This window comes from Pseudoalteromonas sp. S4741, assembly GCF_005886135.1.
Classification (GTDB): domain Bacteria; phylum Pseudomonadota; class Gammaproteobacteria; order Enterobacterales; family Alteromonadaceae; genus Pseudoalteromonas; species Pseudoalteromonas tetraodonis.
In genome coordinates, this window is sequence record NZ_PNCN01000021.1 from 1 (window position 1) to 21444 (window position 21444).

Sequence of the window (21444 nt, forward strand, 5' to 3'; positions counted from 1 at the left end):
ACATGTTATCGAAGTGCTGAATGAGAGACATAAAAAAATCCGATATTATTTCTAATATCGGATTTTGAAGCCATGGAAAGATCAGTCAAGTGATCATAAAAATATTCTTAACTGATCTGCATTAGCCATATTGGCGGTTTTTTATTGCTTTTTAATTAAAACGAAAAGCTCACTTTAGTGTAAATATAACGACCTCGAGGGTTATGTACACCCGAAGCGTAACCATACAGATCTGAATCACCGTCACCAATTGCAAACGGTGGCTCTTCATCAAATAAGTTGTTCACACCTAGCGATACTTTAGCTGACTCAGTAATACGGTATGATGTTTGTAAATCTACCAGTACTTGTGAATCAACAGTACGCGATGTATTGCTATCGAAGTCTAAGTTACCATCGAAGTCGATATCTGGCGTATCTTCAAACTCACCCACATAACTAATGTTCATGTTTGTGTTGAACTGACCAATTTCCCAGTTAGTTGAGAAAATCCAGCGGTGCTCTGGGTAACCATATTCACCGGTATAATCGCGGCCGTCTTTTTCAAATTTATCTTGATAAGCCCATTCTAAATTGAATTTTAGTAAGCCTAAATCATCCAGTGAGTGATTGTAGTTTGCTGAAATATCAACGCCCGAAACTTCTTGTGATGACACGTTTTCAAAAGTACTAAAAATCTTTTGAATAGTTCCTAGGCTGTCTGTACCTGATGGTGGTAAGCGAACACATACGGTACTATTTTGGTTATTACACTCTGAGTTGTAAATTGGACCAAACTCTTGCTCATCAATTTTATTGTCTTGGGTGATACTCCATACATCTACACTCAAACCAAAGTCAGTTGTAGGTGCCCAAATAAAGCCGACGTTCCAAGATTCAGACTCTTCAGCCTCTAAGTCAGGGTTACCGGCAAATTCAATGTTGTAATCTAGTGCATCACAATCTTTACCCGTTGCGTCACAACGGTAATTATCGATAAAGAACTGGCTCTCTTGAGATGGCCCTAAACCTACTTGTGCAAGTGACGGAGCTCTAAAGCCTTGCGCCCAAGAACCACGCACTGTGATTTCATCTGTAGGTGCCCAGCGTAAAGCAACTTTAGGGTTGGTTGTGGTACCAAAGTCACTGTAATCATCGTAACGACCAGCAAGTTGTAGCTCTAAGTTCTCAGCAAGTGGAATTGAAAACTCTACATAGGCAGCGTATTGGTCACGCTCTGCTGCAGCTGACACAGACTCGGTACCAAAGATTAATCCTCGTTGGAATTGGTCATCTGGCGTATCCGTTACGTCCTCTTCGCGGTATTCAATACCGGCCGCCATCATGACAACATCATCACCAAAGCTAAATGCTTCACCTGAAATGTTAGCATCGAACGACGTCATATGAGACTCGCCTTGACGAACCAAGCTCGTAGTAATTCTATCAATTACAGCCGGATCGTTGTAAGTGCCGCCGAATGGGTTGTAGTTACCAGCGTCAATTTCTTGCTGTAAGAAGTCGGTACGTACCCAACCTTGTGAGCGATTGCCTGTTTGTAACGACTTACTACGTCCTTTTTGTACCGCTGTTTCCCAGCTCCAATCGTTTATTTCACCTTTTAAACCGGCAACAAAACGTAATGTGTCTGATTCAATATCCCATTGACGCGCACCCGCATCTACGGTTCTGTAACGACCTATTTCAATATCTTGGCCGAATGGGTTATTAGGGTGACTACCTGGTACTGTTAAACCCGCATCTTCATCAAGTGGCGTTGGGGCACCTGCTGCAATTGAGCTGTTATGCTGAACGGCCATTTCTAAGAAGCCCGTTATGCCATTATCAAAGCGGTATTCAAATTGTGAAATAGCACCTACACGTTCTGATGCCGGTGCAATATAGCCAAATGGACCATAGTCAAATAAACAACTGCCACTTGATGTTGCATTTTCTGCAGGACACGCAGGGTCAATTGTTTTAACGCCATCAACATAAAAGTAGCCTGGGAAGCCACGTGATGAACGAAAATCTTCACCGCCATATGGAGATTGATTAGCAGTACCTAAACGCCCCATTTCATCTGATGATAAAGAGGTGTTTTTAAAGTAATCAATAATAACGGATGCGCTACTTTTTGCACTAGTAGTACCCCAAACAATACTGGCTGTAGTTTCTTCATAGTTAGGGCCATCTGTGCCGCCGTAACCTAAGTTTACTTCAATACCGTCAATATCTTTTTTCAAGATAACGTTTACAACACCCGCTACAGCATCAGAGCCATAGATTGCTGAGGCGCCATCTTTTAAAATATCAATACGTTCGATTGCTGAAACAGGAATACTGTTGATATCAACGAATGAGTTGGTGATCCCTTCAGCAAATGCGCTGATTGCAACACGACGACCATTAATAAGTACCAAGGTAGCATCGGCGCCTAAGCCACGAAGGCTGACGGCAGCTGAGCCATTTGCGGTTGAGTCTTGGTTATTACCACGGGTTGAAAAGGTACCATTACCTGCAACAGGCATTCTTTCAAGAAGCTGTTGTAGGTTGTCATAACCCATGTTTTCGATGTCTTCTTTATTAATAGATTGTACTGGAGACGGGCCTTCGATGTCCGAACGCTTGATACGAGAGCCTGTTACTTGAATACGTTCTACTTTTTCTGCAGTTTGCTGTGCAGCATAAGTCGTTGTGCTAAAACCTGCTGACAATGCGATAGTAGCACCGATGATTAAGCTTGGTGTAAATGCAATTGATTGCTTCATCCTTAAGTCCTTGTTGATATGTTATAATTTACTTGTTTTACAAGTCTAATTATTAATACCATGTAACTTAAATGTTATCAATTGGCCGCAAAGATGATTTTGTTATCTGCACTAATATGTACTGATTTTCTCAATAAAGGTAAACGATAGGATGCTCGCTATTTGGCGCTGTAACGTGATTTAGTTATTATTGATAAACAAAACGCCGAGCGACTTTAATTTGTAATAATTTGTATTTTCCTAAAAATTTAACAAAAAAAAGCCTAACATGATGTTAGGCGTTTTTATTTAAACTTTATGTTTCATTAAGCGTTCTTTTTCACGGGACCAATCTTTATTTTTACCGTCTTCACGTTTGTCATGCATTTTCTTACCTTTCGCTAAATGGAATTCAAGCTTTACCCAGCATTTTTTCCAATACATAGCTGTGGCAATTAATGAATAACCATCACGCTCGGTTGCACCAACCAAACGGTCAAGTTCACGTCTGCTTAGTAATAATTTACGATAACGCAGCGGGTCGCAAATAACATGGGTTGATGCACTATTTAAAGGCTGGATTGTACTGCCTAATAAAAACGCTTCACCGTTTTTAAGATGAATATAAGTTTCAGAGATATTTACTTTACCTGCTCGGATACTTTTTACTTCCCAGCCTTGGAGTTCAATACCTGCTTCAAACTTGTCGTGTAAAAAATACTCGTGTCGCGCTTTTTTATTTAGCGCGATGGTATTACTTGTCGATTTTGATGAATTTTTCTTAGCCATAGTGCCCTATAATATACGTTATACGAGATGTTTTACATCGATTTTTTTAAATTATACATGCAAAAGCGAAGGATTCATTTAAGCGCGATGAAAGTTTGGGGAAACGCACAAAGCTTGCTAAAATTCCTGCACACAGTTGGGAGTGAGTATGCCACAAATAGAAAAAAGTGCGCTGGTTATGTACAGCACTAAAGAGATGTTTGATCTAGTCAATGATGTAGAAGCTTATTCGCAGTTTTTACCTAATTGTTCAGACTCAAAAATTATTAAGCAGCATGATAATAACATGACCGCCAGTTTAGAAATATCTAAAGCCGGCATAAAAAAATGGTTTACCACTGAAAATACGCTAATTGATGAGCAAACGGTGATGCTTCGCTTAGTTGATGGGCCTTTTAAAACCTTACAAGGTCGTTGGCATTTTCAGCAATTAGATGCACATGCGTGCAAAGTACATTTACAGCTAGACTTTGAATTTTCTAGTAAGTTAATAGAGCTTGCGTTTGGTAAAATTTTTAATGATGTGGCTAAAAATATGGTGAGTGCCTTTACTCAACGTGCAAAAGCGGTATATGGAGAGCGTGCATGATCAATATTGAAATTGTGTTTGCGTTGCCAACGAAAGCAACCACGTTAAATATAGAAGTATTCCAAGGTACCACCGCAGAGCAAGCAGTGATCCAATCAGGTATTATTAAGAAGTGCCCTGAGATTGATGCAACCGCTTTAACTTTAGGTGTATGGAACAGAACGGTAAAGCTTAATCATGAGCTTAAAGACGGCGATAGAGTTGAAATTTACCGCCCATTAATTGCCGACCCTAAAGATGCCCGCAGAAAGCGCGCCGAAAAAGCCAAAGAAGAGGGCCGCGCAAATAAAGTAACTGGTGGCCGACCGTTAGAACGCTAGATACAAAAAAGGTGAGCCATGCTCACCTTTTTAAATTAAACCCAAATGGCTTATTGCTCTAAAGGGGTTGTAAAGTTTTCTGGTTGCTCATAGTCACCAGATACCGTTACCAACTTTTCATTTTCAAAGTTTAATACTAATGATTTATATTGTTCATTAGCGCGCCCTTTATTAAAGCTGTAAACGTAACGCCAAGTATTTTTATCGAAGGCGTCTTCGGCAATCGGTCTGCCTAGTACATAAATTACTTGCTCGCGAGTCATATTAACGCGAAGCTTATCAACGTCTGATTGTTCTAAAAAGTTACCTTGAGGGATGTTGATTCTGTACACCCAGCTAGAACAACCTGCGGCTGAACTAAGCGTTAAAGCGACAATAAGCCAAAGAGAAAAAGTTTTTAACGACTGCATTGTTAGTTGTGATCCTTATTTTTTATAATCTGCATGATACCGATTAGTCACTCAAGGTAAAACCCTTTTGAGTAATTGTTTTTGTTTAGCGCGTTAAGGCGAGGTTTTGACCATTAATAATCAAAAAAGTTTAAACGATGAGTTGTGCAATAGTAAAAGTAAACCGGCTGTTTGGTCACTGTATATTGTGCAAACACGGTTTGGTCATTGGTATACCGGCATTACAGTTGATGTAGCGCGTCGTTTAGCAACGCACCAAGCGGGTAAAGGGGCAAAAAACCTCAAAGGGAAAGGACCGCTGGTGCTCATTCATCAGCAACAAGTTGGGACTAAAAGCGACGCAAGTAAATTAGAATATGCGATTAAAAAACTTCCACGGGCAAAAAAAGAGGCTTACGTTGCTGCTTTTAAGGGGGGACTGAATACCTCAGGGTTTGTCAAAAGCTGATTAATAAATGCCTCAATTAGCAATACCGCTTCTTGATAAAAAGTAGTGTTAATATTTTCGAGCGTATCTTTTGCTGTTTTGGTCGCAACAATATTTACGCCTTGCGCCTTAGAAAACAGCCCTGATGGATAAGTAAAAGGTTGTTCAATAACCGTTAGTTGATGCTCTTTAAAGCGTTCTTTTAAATATTCTCTGGTGAGTAAAGCCAAGTGACTATTCGTTTTTCTGCCTGCTAATTTAGAGCTGGTTAGCGTTGTTAAATCAGTGAATAACTGCGGCTCAATCGGCTTTGAGAGTCCACTCCAACTTATAAAAAATACAATGCAGGTTAAACTAAATAATTTAATAATGATTCGCCTTAACGATAAGTGATTTTAATGCGATGAGTTTATTATCATAGCGTTGTTTGTCATGTGTAAAGTCTGCTTTTTTCTGGCTTTACGCAAATGAAATTCCGCCCTAGCTATATTATTTAACTCAAAGTAACTTCGCGCCAGTCCAAAGTGGCTTTCATGTAAGGTTGGTGACATAGCGTTAGCTTTTTTATAGTGGCTAATTGCACCTGTAAAATTACCACTTACATACTCACTGTTACCAAGCGAGATATGATAGTAAGGGTTTTCTTGGCGTTTTTTGTCAAGCTCAGCTAATAGCTTTTCGCCTTCGGCCACTCTATCTGTGAGTGTGTATAATAATGCTAAGTTACCTTGTGCAGTATTATTATCAGTATTTAAGTCAATAGCATAGCGGTACATTTGCTCCGCTTGCTTTAAATCATCTAATTGTTTAAAGAGTACCCCTAAATTGCCCCAGCTAGCACTAAATGAAGCGTCCTTATTGATTGCTGCTTTGAAATAGCTAAACGCTAAATCAAAGTGTTTATTTACCAGTGCCTCACCCCCGTTATTATTATAAAACATGGCGGTTACCCTTTTTTTTGAAAGCAATGAGGTTGCAAAACGGGCTTGTCGGCTATTGGGGTCAAAATCAATAATTAACGCTTATTACGCTGATAAACAAGTGAGCTGTCTTTGAGTTTCGTTTTATTGTCTATAGCAAGGTTGATATGCCCAGTGAGTAAATTAAACCCCTGATTTAGTGACCAATACTCCGCAATGTGTACTTTTTGAAAGCGGGCCTTAAGGCCTAAATGTTTGGCCAAGCTATACGCTAAAATAGAGAGTGAAAGACAATTGGCATTTAAATTTTGATAGCTTTGTGACGCAGTTTGAGTGCTGGTAGATTGATAAGATAGTGAGTTATCACCATTTGTGAGTAAAAAACTAAGTACACTATAGGTAATTTCATCAACTGATTTACTCGATTGTACGTAAGCATTTAATTGCTGTTTGAGGCCGTCGTCGTGTTGAAATATTTGTTGCTCAGACTCTACAAGCTGCTGTTGTAATTGCATGGGAGGAGTAATAGTGGGGATTGGCACACTTATATTGGCGTTATCTGTGGTGCTACAAGCACACAGAGCCATCAGGCACAATCAGTAAATAATGTTTACCTTGGAGAGTATTCATATACACCTCTGTACAAAAAACACTTAAGTATAGTGGTTATTTTGTACAGAGGTTATTTTTTAATCTAACACTCTATCTAACGTTGCTGATTAAACGTAGCAACGAGTGCATCAAGTGTTTGTGCGCTGGTGGCTAAATCACGAATTGCTTGCTCGGTATTGATTTGTTCACTCATTGATTTATCACTGATCTCACTTATTTGCTCAATACTACGACCCACATCATTCACAACGCTATTTTGCTGTTCTGTAGCGGTGGCAATTAGAGTTGCCATATCGTTAATTTCATTGGCTGTTTCAGTAATGTTATTAAGTAACTCAACCGAGTTTTGCATTGCGCTAACGCTTTGTTGGGCTTTATTTTTTGATTGGCTGATATCATTTACAACATCATCTGAAATTTGAGTGAGCTCTTCAATCATAGATTGAATTTCAGTGGTTGATTGCGACGTACGATTTGCAAGTGCTCTTACTTCATCAGCAACGACAGCAAAGCCTCGTCCATGTTCACCAGCTCGGGCAGACTCAATAGCTGCATTAAGTGCCAATAAGTTGGTTTGTTCAGATATACCTCTAATTGAATCCACAATACTAGCGATATCAATAGTCTTTTTAGAAAGTAAAGCAACTTGCTCGGTTATGCCGTCAATGTCGCTGGCAAGGGCTGAGATTGTCGTTTGGCTTTGTAACACTTGTTGATGGCTTTGCTTGGTGTTATCGCGGCTATCGTTGGTTAACTTAGCTGCATTGGCAGCACTTTGCGCTATTTCTTGCACTGTAGCGCCCATTTCATTAATGGCTGCTGCAACTGAAATAGTTTGCTCTTTTTGCTTATCAAGGGCTAAGGAGTTTTGCTTGGCTTGCGCAAATACATGATCTGAGCTGTGGCGAATTCCATGGCTTTCATTGGCTACTTGCACAATAGCGGTTTCTATTTTTTCAATAAATTGATTAAAGCCGGTGGTTAAATTATTTAGCTCAGGTTGGGGAGATGTTGGTAAGCGATAGGCTAAGTTTGCATCGCCACGCCCTAAACGCGAAAATAGCTCAGCCATTGTTGATAACGGTGAAGCTAAAGAGCGAGCTAATAAGTAACTGATCACGCTTGCGATTAGCGCAGTGATGATAGTGAAGGTGAATATTTGCCACTCTAGGGTATTTACACTAGAAAACACTTCGCTTTTTGGGACTTGAGCTAATACAAATAAGTCAGTGTTTTTAATCGGTGTAGCTGCAATGAGTGTGGCTTGCCCGTTGATATTTACTTCCTCTAAAGCGAAGCCATTTTTATCAAGTAATTTGTTATGAATATTAGCGCTGTAAATACTATCTATATTCACCTTAGCGACTTTGTCTGCATCTTTATGTAACTGTATTAAGCCGTTTTTATCGGCAATAAACACAAACCCTGATTGCTCAATTTTAAATTGTTGTAGCAGCTTTTGCATATCTGTAATGCTTTTTGCTAAGCCTGCCAAGCCTAAACCATTAGGCTGTTGGTGGTTAACAAACATTTTTACATCGTTTTCAGACTCTTGATAAATACTAATTGAGTAAGGTTGCTTTGATTGAGTAAAAGCAAAAAACCAGCCATCTGCGGCATCATTTTTTAAAACACGTAAAAAGCCATCTTGGTTCCAATATTGTGCGGTGTTTTTATTCGCCCACGAAGCCGTGGCAAGATCGTATTGATCAACCAAGCGATTGAGCTCTTTAAGTAATAGCGTGTCGTTGTTGTTGCCAGTATTTGCCCAATTTAAAATATAGGTATTGGCCGAAAGTTGCTTTGCTGCCCCAAGAAGTTCATTGATCTCGCCACCAATATGATTACTTATTGTTTGTAATTTACTTGGCAGTTCTGATTCGATCATGCGTTGCTCAATAATATTTTTTGAGTTATGCAAAGACGTCAAACCAATTAATACAGCAACACAAATAGCAATAATGCTTCCAAGCGCTGTTATTTTTTGAGTAATAGAGAGATTTTGTATCGTCATGATAATGCTTATATTTACAACTGGGGCAATGAGAGGAATTATTTTAGCACATTATTTATTTTCAGCTATTGATGATTAATTTGCACTTAAAAAAGCCCACAGCAAAATGCAAGTGGGCTTGGTTTCTAACAAGTGAAAGTTCTAGGACCCTTGGGTTAAACTATTTTTTTCATTGCAGACATGTAGCCGCGTAATTTTGCGCCTACTTTCTCAACAGGGTGCTCACGTAGAGCCGTATTTATTTGAATTAAAGTTTGGTTATCAACTTGATTACTTTGCTCATTTAAGCCCTTACCAATAACATCAGTATCAATACCTTGCATAAATTCTTGTAGAAGCGGCAAACAGGCATGGTTATATAAATAGCAGCCGTACTCAGCGGTATCTGAAATAGTGCGGTTCATTTCAAATAACTTTTTGCGTGCAATAGTATTGGCTATCAACGGCGTTTCATGCAGTGACTCATAATAGGCAGATTCTGCAATAATACCGGCCGCTGTCATGGTTTCAAATGCCAGTTCTACACCTGCTTTTACCATTGCCACCATTAAAATACCGTGGTCAAAAAATTCTTGCTCAGCGATTTCTACATCGCCTGCAGGGGTTTTTTCAAAATGAGTTTCTGCAGTTTCAGCACGCCATTTTAGTAAGTTAGCGTCATCATTTGCCCAGTCTTCCATCATTACACGTGAAAATGTGCCATCGATAATGTCATCTTGGTGTTTGTTATAAAGAGGGCGCATAATTACTTTAAGCTCTTCACTTAGCTCAAACGCTTTAATCTTTGCAGGGTTTGATAAGCGGTCAAGCATGTTTGTCACACCGCCATATTTAAGTGCTTCTGTGATCACTTCCCAGCCATATTGAATAAGTTTTGAGGCGTAACCGGCATCAATTCCTTTTTCAATCATTTTGTCAAAACATAAAATAGAGCCAGTTTGTAGCATGCCACATAAAATAGTTTGCTCGCCCATCAGATCAGATTTCACTTCAGCGATAAATGATGATTTAAGTACCCCCGCGCGATGACCACCTGTACCTGCTGCATAGGCTTTTGCTTGTGCCAAGCCATGGCCCTGAGGATCATTCTCTGGGTGAACCGCAATTAATGTAGGTACACCAAAGCCGCGTTTATACTCTTCACGTACTTCTGACCCCGGGCATTTTGGTGCAACCATAATAACGGTAATGTCTTCACGAACTTGCATGCCTTCTTCAACAATATTAAAGCCATGTGAATAGGCAAGGGTTGAGCCGTGTTTCATTAATGGCATGATGGCATTAACAACTGCAGTATGTTGTTTATCAGGTGTTAAGTTAAGTACTACATCGGCTGTTGGGATTAACTCTTCATATGTACCCACTTTAAAACCATTGTCAGATGCATTTAAGAATGACTGACGACGCTCAGAAATGGCTGAATCACGTAGTGTATAGGCTACATCTAAACCAGAATCACGTAAGTTTAAGCCTTGATTTAGGCCCTGTGCGCCACAGCCTACAATTACCAATTTTTTACCTTTAAGTGCAGCAACACCGTCGTTAAATTCGTCTGCGCCCATAAATTCACATTGTGCCAATTGCGCTAATTGTTCGCGTAAAGGTAAGCTATTAAAATAATTTGCCATGATAAGTTTCCTATTAATTCAGTTTGTTAGATGCATTGCTTTTGCTTTGCTTGGAATAACAATATGGAAAATCTTTTCTTGCGTAAAATGATATATTTGAATTAAAGTGTTTCATAATATGAAATACCGGTGTTGTTATGGATCATAAGCATTTAAATTACTTTTTGGCGTTGGCAAAAACGCTTCATTTCTCTCGTGCCAGTGAGTTATGCCACATAAGTGCGCCCACTTTAAGTCGTAATATTAAGCAGTTAGAAGATGAAGTAGGGGTGATGTTATTCCAGCGTGATAATCGCAGTGTAAAGCTTACCCGCGAAGGCGTTGCATTTAAGGAGTATGCCAGTGCAACACTTAGTCATTGGCAGCGTTTTAAAGCTAATTTAAACGAACCGCAACAACATATTTATGGCAATGTGAGCCTTTATTGCTCCGTTACCGCGTCTTACAGTTTTTTGCATCATATTTTAGAGCAACTGAGAGCTCAGCATCAGCATATTGAAATTACCTTAAATACGGGCGATCCCGCCTTGGCTATTAACCGAGTGTTAGATGGACATGAATCTATGGCCATTGCAGCCAGACCCAGTAAATTACCTACACAAATTGCATTTGTAGATATTGGCTACTCGCCATTGGTATTAATTGCACCCACTATTCAATGTCCGATCACAGAAAAATTAGCCACTAGTAGCGAAACTATTGATTGGTCTGAGCTTGAATTTATTGTTGCTGAACAAGGATTTTCAAGACAAAGGTTGGAGCAGTGGTGGCGAAAAAATAATGTACAAGGAAAAATTTACGCGCAAGTGGCAGGGCATGAAGCTATGGTATCTATGGTGAGTTTAGGGTTAGGCGTGGCCATGATCCCAAAAATTGTACTCGATAATAGTCCGCTTAACGATAAGGTTCAGGTTTTAGAGTATAAAGGCGAGCCACCACAAGGGTTTAAAATTGGTTTGGCTGTATTACATAAAGAACTAAACGACCCTGCTATTAGTGCGCTTTGGAATATTGCACAAAATATGGGGGAAAACATAATATAGGCTTGTTGGATGATAAAAAACTGTTAATATAAACCGCTAATATTTATGTGTTTATTAACATCTTTGTTGTGATGTCTAAGAGTTTTAATTATGGATAATACGGTTTCACTTGCTCATTCTGCCCAGTGTTTAAAAAAAGCCATTCCGTTGATGGTTAAATACAAAATGCCTGTAACGCCAATAAATTATGCTATTTGGTACTGTTATGTACAGGGCGACAACCCACAACTAAACACAGAGCTTGATAAAGTCATCTCTTTGCACAATACGTGTTCAGCTCAAACCGCCCAAGAAATTTTTAATAAGCATATTAATGACGAAGAGCTTGCATTTTTTCAACAAATGTCTGAAAGGTTTCATGGCACCGTAGAGCAAATGCAGTTTGATCTTAGTGACTCCATTCAATATTCGAAAAGCTTTACTACCTCGTTAGTTGATTCACAAAATGAATTAAAAACGCTCTCTAGTATTAACTCATTTAATGAGATCCTTTCTTGCGTTGAGCGCCTAACTGACGAATCAATTGCGATGCAAGATTACGCCCGTGGATTCCAAACCAAATTAGCGCAAGCGTACAACGAAATTAAAGATTTAAAAGAAGCGCTTAGCGTGACCCAAGAAGCGGTTGATAAAGATTCCTTAACCGGATTATTTAATCGCGGTAAGTTTGATACAGACATTGTTGAGTTTTGTTTGAACGCCTCTTCACAAAATGAACACGGTAAATTAGCGGTGTTGATTATGTTCGATATCGATCATTTTAAACGTTTTAATGACGATTTTGGCCATCAAAAAGGCGATGAGGTACTCAAGCTAGTCGCTCAAAAAGTGCAAAATAGTGTACAAGAGCAATACAGAGCTTATCGTTTTGGTGGTGAAGAATTTTGTATTACGGGTTACTTTGAAAGCATTAATGATGCGATGGCATTTTGTAATCAGCTTCGTTTGAGCATTGCCAAATTGACGATTCGTAAAAAAGAAGACAGTAATAATAAACGTAATATTTCAGCCAGTTTCGGCATTGCTTTAATGGAACCTTTTAGTAAAAGCTGTTTATTAGTTGAAAAGGCAGATAGAGCACTTTATTTAGCTAAAACCCATGGTCGTAATCGGGTAGAAATAGCGGCCGATATGTAAACGTGTTCTGTTTGTATCAAATTTGTTAATGATTGTAACCCTCTAGAGCTTGTGTTCATACTACTTGCTACTATAGGGTCAAAGCCACTTTATAAACTAGCGATTAACTTCATGCGGTTCCATCTGAGAATAAACACATGCCTGTTATTAGTGCTATTAAGCACTAATGCGATTGCTCAGAAGCAGCAACATATATCCACTGATGAGCTTAACCTTAGTGTGAGTGTTGGTGTTGGGTTGATCACAAATCCTCTGTATGGTGCAGATAACATCCCCTTAGTTGTTATTCCGCAAGTGGCCTATTATGGTCAAAATTGGTTTTTTGATAATGGCCGCCTTGGTTATTCTTTTTTACAAAGCAAACAACATAACGTTAGTTTTGTGTCAGAAATTAACCCTGAGTCACGCTTTTTTATTGATTGGCATCCACAAAATATTTTCGCCTTTAAAACAACGTCTGAAAACGAGATATTAGAGTCGCTACACACTGACTCACCGCGTCAAGTAAATATAAATAATATACAAAAAAGACGAGTCGCACTTGATGCTGGTATAAGCTATTTTTTTGTAAAGCAGCAGCAAGTATTTTCTGCGCAATTATTGCATGATGTAAACAGCGTTTATAATGGCTACAGGGGATCGTTGCAATGGCAATATCACCATGAGTTTAAGCAATTAACGTTAAAGTCGACGTTAGGCGTTAATTACAAATCAGCCCAACTAAATAACTATTTTTATGGTTTAAATAGCGCTGAATCTATTTACGGTGAAATAGAAGTTGGTAGTAGTTGGCAACCTTATGCTAAAATCGACGCCCGTTGGCCTGTAGATGGAGTCAACGCGCTTCGTTTTCATTTAGCCTATTATGATTATTCAGCAATGGATAGCAGCCCGCTTTTTGAACATGACTATTCAATGACCGCCTTTATAGGATTCGAACATACATTTTAATATGAAGTGTTTTATGTTGGTTGTGCTTGCAGCTTCATTTTTTAGCAACGCTAGCGTTGCAAAAGCCTCTTCACTTAACGTATCACCCAAAGTCTGTGTGGTTTCCGAACAACAAGAATTTTGTGATCTTGAGTTAAAATTTAAGTGGCAACTGTCAGCCGCTAGCGATGTATGTTTATACCAACAAGATACACAATTACAATGCTGGCAAGGTGTCAAAAAAGGCCAACTTAGTTATAAAGCGCGTGTTCAGGTGGAGACCATATACTCCCTGATTAATCCCCATACAGGTGTATCGTTAGCGAGTGTGCAAATAGAAGTGCAAACCGCATACGCTAAGAAAAAACATCGGCTACGCTCACCTTGGAGCTTTTTTTAATTTAGGATCAGTAAATGCCAAAGATATTACTTGTTGAAGATGATTTAGGGTTGCAACAATTAACCAAAGACTATCTTGAGCATAATGGCTTAGAAGTTGACGTTTTAGAACGCGGTGACGAAGTGTTTCCTTATCTTAGTGAAAACCACGTCGACTTGATCATTTTAGATGTAATGTTGCCAGGAAAAGATGGCTTTAGCGTATGTCGACAAGTACGTGACAAATACACTCTCCCTATCTTAATGCTAACAGCAAAGGGTGAAGACTTCGATCAAGTCATAGGCTTAGAACTCGGGGCTGACGACTACGTTATAAAACCGGCAGAGCCGCGTGTACTTCTTGCTCGAATTAGTGCATTGCTTCGCCGTGGACAGCCAAATGTTAAAGCGATTGAAGAACTTCAATTTGGTGATTTATCAATAGATAAAACCAGCCGCATTGTAAAGCTAAGCGGTGTTGAAATTGTCCTGACTTCTCATGAATTTGAATTGCTGTGGTTATTGGCTTCAAATGCTGGCGAAGTGCTCAGTCGAGAGCATGTCCATCAACATATGATAGGGCGTGAGTACGACGGGTTAGACCGCACGGTGGATGTTCGTGTATCACGCATTCGTAAAAAGCTCGGTGATAACAGTGATAAACCCTATCGAATTAAAACGGTATGGGGGCAAGGCTATCTATTTGTATCAGATGCGTGGGATATGTAATAAATGCAAGGTGTTAGGCTAGGTTAATGGGAAAGCTATTTATAAGCCTTTACGTGTATATTATTGCCTCTTTGTTTATTGTTAGTGGCGTTATAGAGCAGTTTTGGCCCTATGATGAATCTCAGCAAAGTGTATTGTTAGATGACGAATTCGGGCAGTCTTTATGGCTGCTTTCACAAACCCCAGATGGGCTTGAGCAGCTTAAACATAATTTTGATAGCCAAGTCATTGCCCAGCAAGATCTAGTGCTCCCACCAGAACAGCAAGCACAACTATTTCAAAACCATTACCTTTATTTATATGATAAACAGCAGCGTATCGTTTGGTATGTAACGCTAAATAATTCACAATTGCTACAAGTAGGCCCTGTGGGTGTTAAACACAGCAGCTCAGCGACTGTGTTACCGTATTTACTGGTGTTGTTTATTATAAGTTTACCAATAGGTTTGTGGAGCTTTTTGTTGTGGCGAGACTTTGCAAAGCTGAGTCATGCATGCGAGGCAGTGGGTGGCTCGCAAGACTTTCAATTAAGCCATGGCTCAAAGTCATTCTTCTTACCCATCACCGATACATTGCAAGTAATGCAGCAACGTATTGAGTTTTTACTGAGTGCTCAGCAAGAGCTCACCTCTTCTGTATCTCATGAATTTAGAACGCCATTAGCGCGGTTGAAGTTTGCTATTGCAATACTCGAGGATAAAACTCACGATACCAAAGCACAGCAGTATTTATCTGACATGCAAATGGATATTCATGAACTGGAGTCCTTGGTATCTGAAATGTTGGAATACGCCCGTTTAGATACACAGCAACCTAGTTTACAATTAGCCCCTTGCGATATCGTTGCATTAATTAAAACTAATATTGAAAAAGTAAACTTTGATACCCGTATTAAACTAACAACAACGCTCCCCACTCAATTTATTTACTTATGCGATAGTCATTTTATGTCGCGGGTGCTGCAAAACTTAATCAGTAATGCACTTAAACATGCCTCGCAAAGTGTACATATTAGTTTAAGTACTGCCGATGAAAAGTTACTGTTAGTGGTTGAAGATGATGGCCCTGGTATTGCCTTCTCTGAGCGCGAAAAAGTATTTAAGCCGTTTACGCGCTTAGATAAAAGTCGTGATAAAAAAACCGGAGGGTTTGGGCTAGGGCTGGCGATAGTAAGTAAAATTGTGTCATGGCACAAAGGTCAGTGCGCAATTGAAGACTCAACACTGGGAGGGGTTAAGTTTATTATTAGCTTAGACTAGTAAATTCCACACAATAAAAAAGCGCCTTAAAGGCGCTTTTTTGCGGTTTAAAACCAAAAAATCAACAAGTAGCAAATAGATAGACAGGCCACTTATAGAAAAGTTCTATTTTATTTACTATTTTTTTCTAGTAATGGCATCAACATTTGCTCTAAACCATTAAGCTTCACTTCGTACATCATTGCAAGTTGAGAGCCGAGCTTGCTATCAGGAAAGCCTTGCTGTTTAAACCACACTAAATAATGCTCAGGCAGCAAAAGTAAGGGACGTCCCGCATATTTACCAAACGGCATAATGGTATTAATAGCGACTTTAAGTTGTTGAGGATCCATTATTGACATCTTTTATGAATTGAGGTGCTAAGTGTAAGGGATAATAAAGAATTAAAATAGGCTGTAACGGGCAAGTAACAGCCTATTGATAGAGGGAGTAGGCCCTCTAATTTGAGAATCTTATTGGTTAATTAAAAGCAAGGGGCCCAGTTGTGTATATTTTATTTAAATACACACTTAGGTATTAGCTTTACTAAACCAACACTGACATTTTACCTTATATTTAAACCAATAAAATACGCAGATGTAAAGGAATGTAAATGCAATCTATTTGCATCTAAACCCTATTAAGGAAACAGGGTTTGCTTTACATGCTCTGCAAAACCGCTACCTGCTTCTAAGTAAAAGTTGTAAGTAGAGTCTATTCCCATTTCTTCTAATTCTTTTTGCTGATCGGGGTAGTTGGCAATCGCCGTTACTTGTCCTTTATAACCCGATGCTTGTAATTGCTCTAAGGCAAAAATATTTTGCATGTGCTTAGGCATAGTTAGCATTACCATTTCAACGTGGGAGTGGTTAACACGTTGCCAAAAATCAGGATCGGTGGCATCGGCAATTAATACTCGGCGACCTCGCTTTACATGCTTATCAACTACCTCAGGCTTAATATCAATACCTGCAACAACATCCGGATGAGTTGCGTTTATTGTTTCATAGGCACCTGTGCCAATTCTACCCATACCAAAAATAACAATTTTTGTGTCATTTAAGTTTACTGGGAGCTCTTCAGCTAAGCGGGTTTTGCTTTCAAACTTTAATAAAAAGCGTTCAATTTTAACGTATAGCTCGTTAGAGCGTTTATTTAAAGGAGAAGCAATTACAAAGGTGATCGACACCGCAATCGCAATAACAGCAAGCCACTCAGAGGTAACCATGCCGGTAGATGCGGCAACTGCACACACAATCAAACCAAATTCGCTAAAGTTAGCTAGGCTAAATGCTGTTAACAAAGAGGTACGCGCACGAAGTTTAAATAGGTTGGTTAGTATGTAATAAAGCAGGGTTTTAATTGGAATAATTAATACCAGCACTAAAGCGACGACTAAGGAGTGGGCAGTAAGCTCTGCACTTAAACCAATGCTTAGGAAAAAGCCAACTAGCAATATATCTTTTAGGCTAAGCAATGACTTAGACAATTCACCGGCTTTTTTGTGTGGTGCGAACATCATACCTACAATCAAAGCACCTAAATCACCTTTGAGACCTGCAAATTCAAAGGCGTTATAACCTGCTACTAAGGCAAAGAAAAACCCAAATAGCGGCAGTAATTCACCATGTTTAGAGCGGTTTAAAACCCAGTACATAACAGGGCGAAATAAAGGTAAGGCAATAATTAACCCTAAGGCCCAAATATTCGGCAACTTACCGGTACTGACCGCTAAAAATATAACCGCAAATATATCCTGCATAACTAAAATACCAATGGCTATTTTACCGTGCAGGCTTGCCATTTCACCGCGCTCTTCAAGAACTTTTACCGCAAATACGGTGCTTGAAAAGCTCAGAGCAAAACCAACTAACAGCGCACTTTGCCAACTTAAATCGACGAATAATGGCAGTGCAAAAACACCCAGTAGTAGCATAAAGCCACTAAATAAAGCGCTGCTTAGAATAATATGTAAGGTGGCCGGAGCCCAGACTTGAGGTTTTATTAAATTTGAAATTTTAAGCTTGAGGCCAATACTAAAAAGTAGCAGTGTAACCCCTAAAGATGCAATTGTTTCCAGCAGTTCCGTGCTTTTATAACCCGCTAAATTAAGAATAAATCCAGCCATAAGAAAGCCGATAAGTGGCGGCAATTTTAGCTGGTATATACCAAAACCGCAGACGAAGGCGGTAGCAAAATAAATTAGTTCCATAGTTATTAATACCACTTTTTTAGGCACTGTAGTGTAGCGAAAAACAATGCTTATTGACAATTAATCTACTTATTTAACGCAGTTAGTTGCATGATAGTGAGTATTTATCAAATGATTGCTACTGTCAGTTTATGCAGAGGTAAAGTAGCTTCAATGTATAAAAAATGCACATATATGGCTAGTTTTATGGTAAACAGCATGTAAATAGCAGTTTTTCGCTGACAAGAGCTTTTAAATGTGGTTAAGATGCCATAACGAAGGAGTTTAAGCGTAAGCAAACATTAGAGTTGCTTAGCTTAAGGAGAAAATATGTTTAAAAAGATTTTAGCATCGGTAGGCATTGGTGCCGCCAAAGTAGATACTATTTTAGAGACCGAGCATCTTCAGCCAGGGCAATTATTTAACGCGCAAATTGTAATTACTGCAGGCGATGTGAGCCAAGAAATTACCGGTTTAGACTTAATGTTAGTTACCCGTGTAAAAGTGGCGAGTGAAGACGGTGATTATTTCACTAATCATGTGATTGACCAGTGGCGCATTACCGATATTGGTATTATTGAGCCCGGTGAAGTAAGAACTATTCCGTTTGAAGCCCGTTTACACTCAGAAACGCCTATAACCGAAATTAATGCAGGTTATAACCAATCTTATGTATGGTTAGAAACAGGCCTTGATATCGATCTTGCGTTTGATCCAACAGATAAAGACCATTTACACATTTATCCTAATGAAGCGGTTAAAACATGCATGCAAGCGATGGAAAAGCTTGGCTTTAGTTTAGTTAAAGCCGATGTAGAACAAGGCCATTTACGTGCTCCTACTTTTCAATCTGTGTCGGGGTGTTATCAAGAGCTTGAGTATCAGCCTAATAGTCGCAGTTTGTTTGGCATAAAAGAAATAGAGTTGTCGTTTATTCCTGAAGCACATAAAACCCATGTATTAATTGAATTAGACAGAGCGTTTAGAAGTGATGGCTATGTTGATTTAACCATAGAGCATGACCATGTTAATTTATCGCAGTTATGTGATCAGTTAGAGCGATTATTTGCTTAATCGTTTTAGGGGCTTACTTTAGGTAAGCCTTTGCAATAGAAAAGGTATTTAATGGCGTTTAAATGTGAGCCACTTTCAGCGCTCGACCCCCAGACTCTATTTTCAATCATGCGTGAACGTGTCGACGTATTCGTTGTAGAACAAGCATGTCCTTACCCCGAACTTGATGATCACGATATCGCAGATACTACACGTCATGTCTATTTACTTGATGGGCTATCGGTGCATGCCTATGCCCGTTGTTATGAAAAAGATGCTCAGTACAGTGCGATAGGGCGTGTTTTGGTTGCTCAATCACAGCGAAGCTCTGGACTGGGTAAGCACTTAGTCAACGAAGCCATCAGCTGTTGCAAGGCGCAATGGCCTACTCGCGATATTTACATAGGCGCACAAACCTACCTACTGAATTTTTATCGCTCATTTGGTTTTGAGTGTGTTGGTGATGAATATATAGAAGATGGTATACCCCATCAGGATATGATTTTAAAGCAGTAATATTGCTCCACTAAAAAGGCCCACTGATGTGGGCCTTTTTTATGCATCTTTTAACTAGCTTACCTGAACTCTGGTTAAGAGATTTACTAACATATTGAATCATCGTTATATTTAATTTTATTTTCTCTAGCCAGAGGTTTTCAGTGAAAACAAGGCGAATTTACGCGTCAATAGCTGGCCTATTGCAAGTAAATTCAACGCAGTTAGCGCTGAAAACAGCTGCTTGAGATAAGTTTATTATCCGGAGCTCAGGTTAGCTTAGTAGGGAGTGCAAAAACACTAAACTAATCGCAACAGGGCATACAAACTTGGTATACCAAGGCCATATTTTCCAAAATAACGTATTATGCACCTCAGGGTTACCTTGTTGAATCGCTTTTAGTAGTGACGATCTGTACCAGATCCAACCTACAAATATACAGCACATAAGCCCTAATAAAGGTTGTGCAACTTTGGTTGTTAGCGTGATCACCAAGCCAAATAAAGTGCCTAGGTTACACACTATAATAATGCTCACTATGGCAATTAAAGCGCCTATTAACCACGTTGCTTGAACACGTTTCATCGCAAAGCGCTCTACCGTGTACGACACTGGCGCTTCTAGCATGGAAATAGATGAAGTTAGTGCGGCAATACTCATCAATGCAAAAAAAGCAAAACCAACAAATAAACCTACACCACCCATGCCATCAAATAAGGCAGGCAATACCTGAAATACGAGAGTATCTTCAGAGAGAAGTTTACCTGTAGTTGTAGAGAATATTTCAACACCTTGCGCTTGTGCCACGTACATAGCAGGGATGATCAATAAACCCGCTACAAACGCTATAAACACATCAATTAAGGTTACATACGCGCCAAGGGAAACAAGGTTTTCTTTTTTACTGATATATGAGCCATATATAATCATCACACTGGTGCCCAGTGACAATGAAAAGAAAGCTTGGCCTAAGGCACTCACTAACAATGTAGGGTCAAAAATAGAAGAAAAATCAGGGACTAAGTAAGCTTTTAACCCCTCAACAGCGCCTTCTTGAGTCATCACGTAGGCGATTAGGGCAAACAAAATACCGAGCAGAGCGGGCATTAAGCGTTTAGACCATTTTTCAATGCCGTTTTCTACACCGCGGCTGATAATAGCAACAGTTAAAATAATAAATAAAACAGTGAAAAGAATATTACGAGTAAGCGATTGCTCACTTAACCATAAAGAGGCGGCATCAGCGCCGACCAATGTGGTTACCGGTTCTAAAGTGGCACTTAACATCCAACCGGCAACAATGGCATAAAAACTTAAAATAAATCCAGCACATAAAATACCACCAAAACCGACAGCAAAGGCAAATTGCTTTTGCCATGGTCGCGTAGTTAATTTAGTTAATGAAGAGACCGCATTAGCTTGCCCATGGCGACCTATCATCAATTCTGCCATTAAAGCGGGGTAGGCTAAAAAGAAAGCCAGTACTAAATACGCGACTAAAAATGCAGCGCCCCCATTACTTGCTGTTTGAGTCGGAAAACCCCAAATATTACCCAAGCCAACAGCTGATCCTGCCGCAGCCATTATAAAACCAAAGCGGGAGCTAAACTCACCTCTTACTGCACTCATGTTATTCTGCTTCTCTATTTTTTCGACGCCGTGACAATCTACTGGAATTGTAATTAAATAAAAAGTGCTTATTTGTCTCTGTTGCACAATTATTGCGTTTTATTTAGCTGTATAAATAACACGTGCGTATTTTGATTATAAATAGCACAATTTTTTTAATTATATTTCGTTTATCAGCTGTA

General features: G+C 39.3%; 20 protein-coding genes and 1 pseudogene. 11 read left to right on the forward strand and 10 right to left on the reverse strand.

Translation table 11 applies throughout. The features are described 5' to 3' along the window. Positions 1-155: 155 nt before the first annotated feature. Positions 156-2750, reverse strand: coding sequence for a TonB-dependent receptor (locus CWC30_RS03360; protein ID WP_138626429.1), 2595 nt, complete (start codon positions 2748-2750; stop codon positions 156-158). A gap of 288 nt (positions 2751-3038) precedes the next feature. Further along, positions 3039-3518 (reverse strand): SsrA-binding protein SmpB, encoded by a 480-nt coding sequence (smpB, locus tag CWC30_RS03365; RefSeq protein WP_013465526.1) that lies wholly within the window; start codon positions 3516-3518, stop codon positions 3039-3041. A 148-nt stretch (positions 3519-3666) separates the two neighbouring features. On the opposite strand from smpB, the gene CWC30_RS03370 reads away from it, so the two are divergent. Next, complete coding sequence (locus CWC30_RS03370) at positions 3667-4107, forward strand: type II toxin-antitoxin system RatA family toxin (protein WP_013465525.1); 441 nt, start codon at positions 3667-3669, stop codon at positions 4105-4107. Further along, on the forward strand, positions 4104-4427 hold the full coding sequence (locus tag CWC30_RS03375; protein WP_036981810.1) for an RnfH family protein: 324 nt from the start codon (positions 4104-4106) through the stop codon (positions 4425-4427). Before CWC30_RS03370 ends, CWC30_RS03375 begins: the two co-directional genes overlap by 4 nt. A gap of 50 nt (positions 4428-4477) precedes the next feature. Here CWC30_RS03375 and CWC30_RS03380 read toward each other — a convergent pair whose 3' ends face one another. Then, positions 4478-4837, reverse strand: coding sequence for an outer membrane protein assembly factor BamE (locus CWC30_RS03380; protein ID WP_013465523.1), 360 nt, complete (start codon positions 4835-4837; stop codon positions 4478-4480). A gap of 106 nt (positions 4838-4943) precedes the next feature. Between CWC30_RS03380 and CWC30_RS03385 the strand changes: the two genes are divergently transcribed. After that, positions 4944-5285 (forward strand): GIY-YIG nuclease family protein, encoded by a 342-nt coding sequence (locus tag CWC30_RS03385; protein WP_069438684.1) that lies wholly within the window; start codon positions 4944-4946, stop codon positions 5283-5285. Here CWC30_RS03385 and CWC30_RS03390 read toward each other — a convergent pair. The 4 genes and pseudogenes from CWC30_RS03390 to ilvC all read right to left on the reverse strand — a co-directional run bounded on the left by CWC30_RS03390 (position 5231) and on the right by ilvC (position 10438). Beyond that, positions 5231-5494 carry a hypothetical protein gene (locus CWC30_RS03390; RefSeq protein WP_171034678.1) on the reverse strand — a complete coding sequence of 88 codons (264 nt, stop codon included), beginning with the start codon at positions 5492-5494 and terminating at the stop codon, positions 5231-5233. The genes CWC30_RS03385 and CWC30_RS03390 overlap by 55 nt on opposite strands. Positions 5495-5627: 133 nt before the next feature. Continuing rightward, positions 5628-6814 (reverse strand): annotated as a pseudogene (locus CWC30_RS19200) (tetratricopeptide repeat protein). A 76-nt stretch (positions 6815-6890) separates the two neighbouring features. Then, on the reverse strand, positions 6891-8810 hold the full coding sequence (locus tag CWC30_RS03400; RefSeq protein ID WP_138626431.1) for a methyl-accepting chemotaxis protein: 1920 nt from the start codon (positions 8808-8810) through the stop codon (positions 6891-6893). 155 nt (positions 8811-8965) lie between these two features. Further along, entirely contained in the window at positions 8966-10438 is a 1473-nt protein-coding gene (gene ilvC / locus CWC30_RS03405; RefSeq protein WP_138626432.1) for a ketol-acid reductoisomerase, read from the reverse strand. Between the two features lie 137 nt (positions 10439-10575). Between ilvC and ilvY the strand changes: the two genes are divergently transcribed. The 6 genes from ilvY (at position 10576) to CWC30_RS03435 (ending at position 15914) form a co-directional block, all read left to right on the forward strand. After that, positions 10576-11481, forward strand: coding sequence for an HTH-type transcriptional activator IlvY (gene ilvY, locus CWC30_RS03410; protein ID WP_138626433.1), 906 nt, complete (start codon positions 10576-10578; stop codon positions 11479-11481). A gap of 90 nt (positions 11482-11571) precedes the next feature. Beyond that, positions 11572-12618, forward strand: coding sequence for a GGDEF domain-containing protein (locus CWC30_RS03415; protein WP_013465517.1), 1047 nt, complete (start codon positions 11572-11574; stop codon positions 12616-12618). 150 nt (positions 12619-12768) lie between these two features. Continuing rightward, entirely contained in the window at positions 12769-13569 is an 801-nt protein-coding gene (locus CWC30_RS03420; RefSeq protein ID WP_138626434.1) for a MipA/OmpV family protein, read from the forward strand. Between the two features lie 13 nt (positions 13570-13582). Further along, entirely contained in the window at positions 13583-13948 is a 366-nt protein-coding gene (locus CWC30_RS03425; protein ID WP_028834008.1) for a DUF3019 domain-containing protein, read from the forward strand. A 14-nt stretch (positions 13949-13962) separates the two neighbouring features. Beyond that, on the forward strand, positions 13963-14655 hold the full coding sequence (locus tag CWC30_RS03430) for a response regulator (RefSeq protein WP_036981824.1): 693 nt from the start codon (positions 13963-13965) through the stop codon (positions 14653-14655). Positions 14656-14681: 26 nt separating this feature from the next. Next, a complete protein-coding gene (locus tag CWC30_RS03435; RefSeq protein ID WP_138626435.1) occupies positions 14682-15914 on the forward strand; it encodes an ATP-binding protein in 1233 nt (410 codons plus the stop codon). 110 nt (positions 15915-16024) lie between these two features. On the opposite strand, the gene CWC30_RS03440 is transcribed toward CWC30_RS03435, so the two are convergent. Together CWC30_RS03440 and CWC30_RS03445 are read right to left on the reverse strand one after the other, a co-directional pair. Further along, complete coding sequence (locus CWC30_RS03440; protein ID WP_036981828.1) at positions 16025-16246, reverse strand: DUF3820 family protein; 222 nt, start codon at positions 16244-16246, stop codon at positions 16025-16027. A 287-nt stretch (positions 16247-16533) separates the two neighbouring features. Continuing rightward, positions 16534-18105 carry a cation:proton antiporter domain-containing protein gene (locus CWC30_RS03445; protein WP_069438738.1) on the reverse strand — a complete coding sequence of 524 codons (1572 nt, stop codon included), beginning with the start codon at positions 18103-18105 and terminating at the stop codon, positions 16534-16536. 309 nt (positions 18106-18414) lie between these two features. Between CWC30_RS03445 and CWC30_RS03450 the strand changes: the two genes are divergently transcribed. Together CWC30_RS03450 and CWC30_RS03455 are read left to right on the forward strand one after the other, a co-directional pair. Continuing rightward, complete coding sequence (locus tag CWC30_RS03450; protein WP_138626436.1) at positions 18415-19158, forward strand: sporulation protein; 744 nt, start codon at positions 18415-18417, stop codon at positions 19156-19158. A gap of 51 nt (positions 19159-19209) precedes the next feature. Further along, positions 19210-19653, forward strand: coding sequence for a GNAT family N-acetyltransferase (locus tag CWC30_RS03455; protein ID WP_138563967.1), 444 nt, complete (start codon positions 19210-19212; stop codon positions 19651-19653). A 253-nt stretch (positions 19654-19906) separates the two neighbouring features. Here the strand turns inward: CWC30_RS03455 and CWC30_RS03460 are convergent, their stop codons facing one another. Continuing rightward, complete coding sequence (locus CWC30_RS03460; protein ID WP_138626437.1) at positions 19907-21262, reverse strand: sodium-dependent transporter; 1356 nt, start codon at positions 21260-21262, stop codon at positions 19907-19909. Positions 21263-21444: the final 182 nt, after the last annotated feature.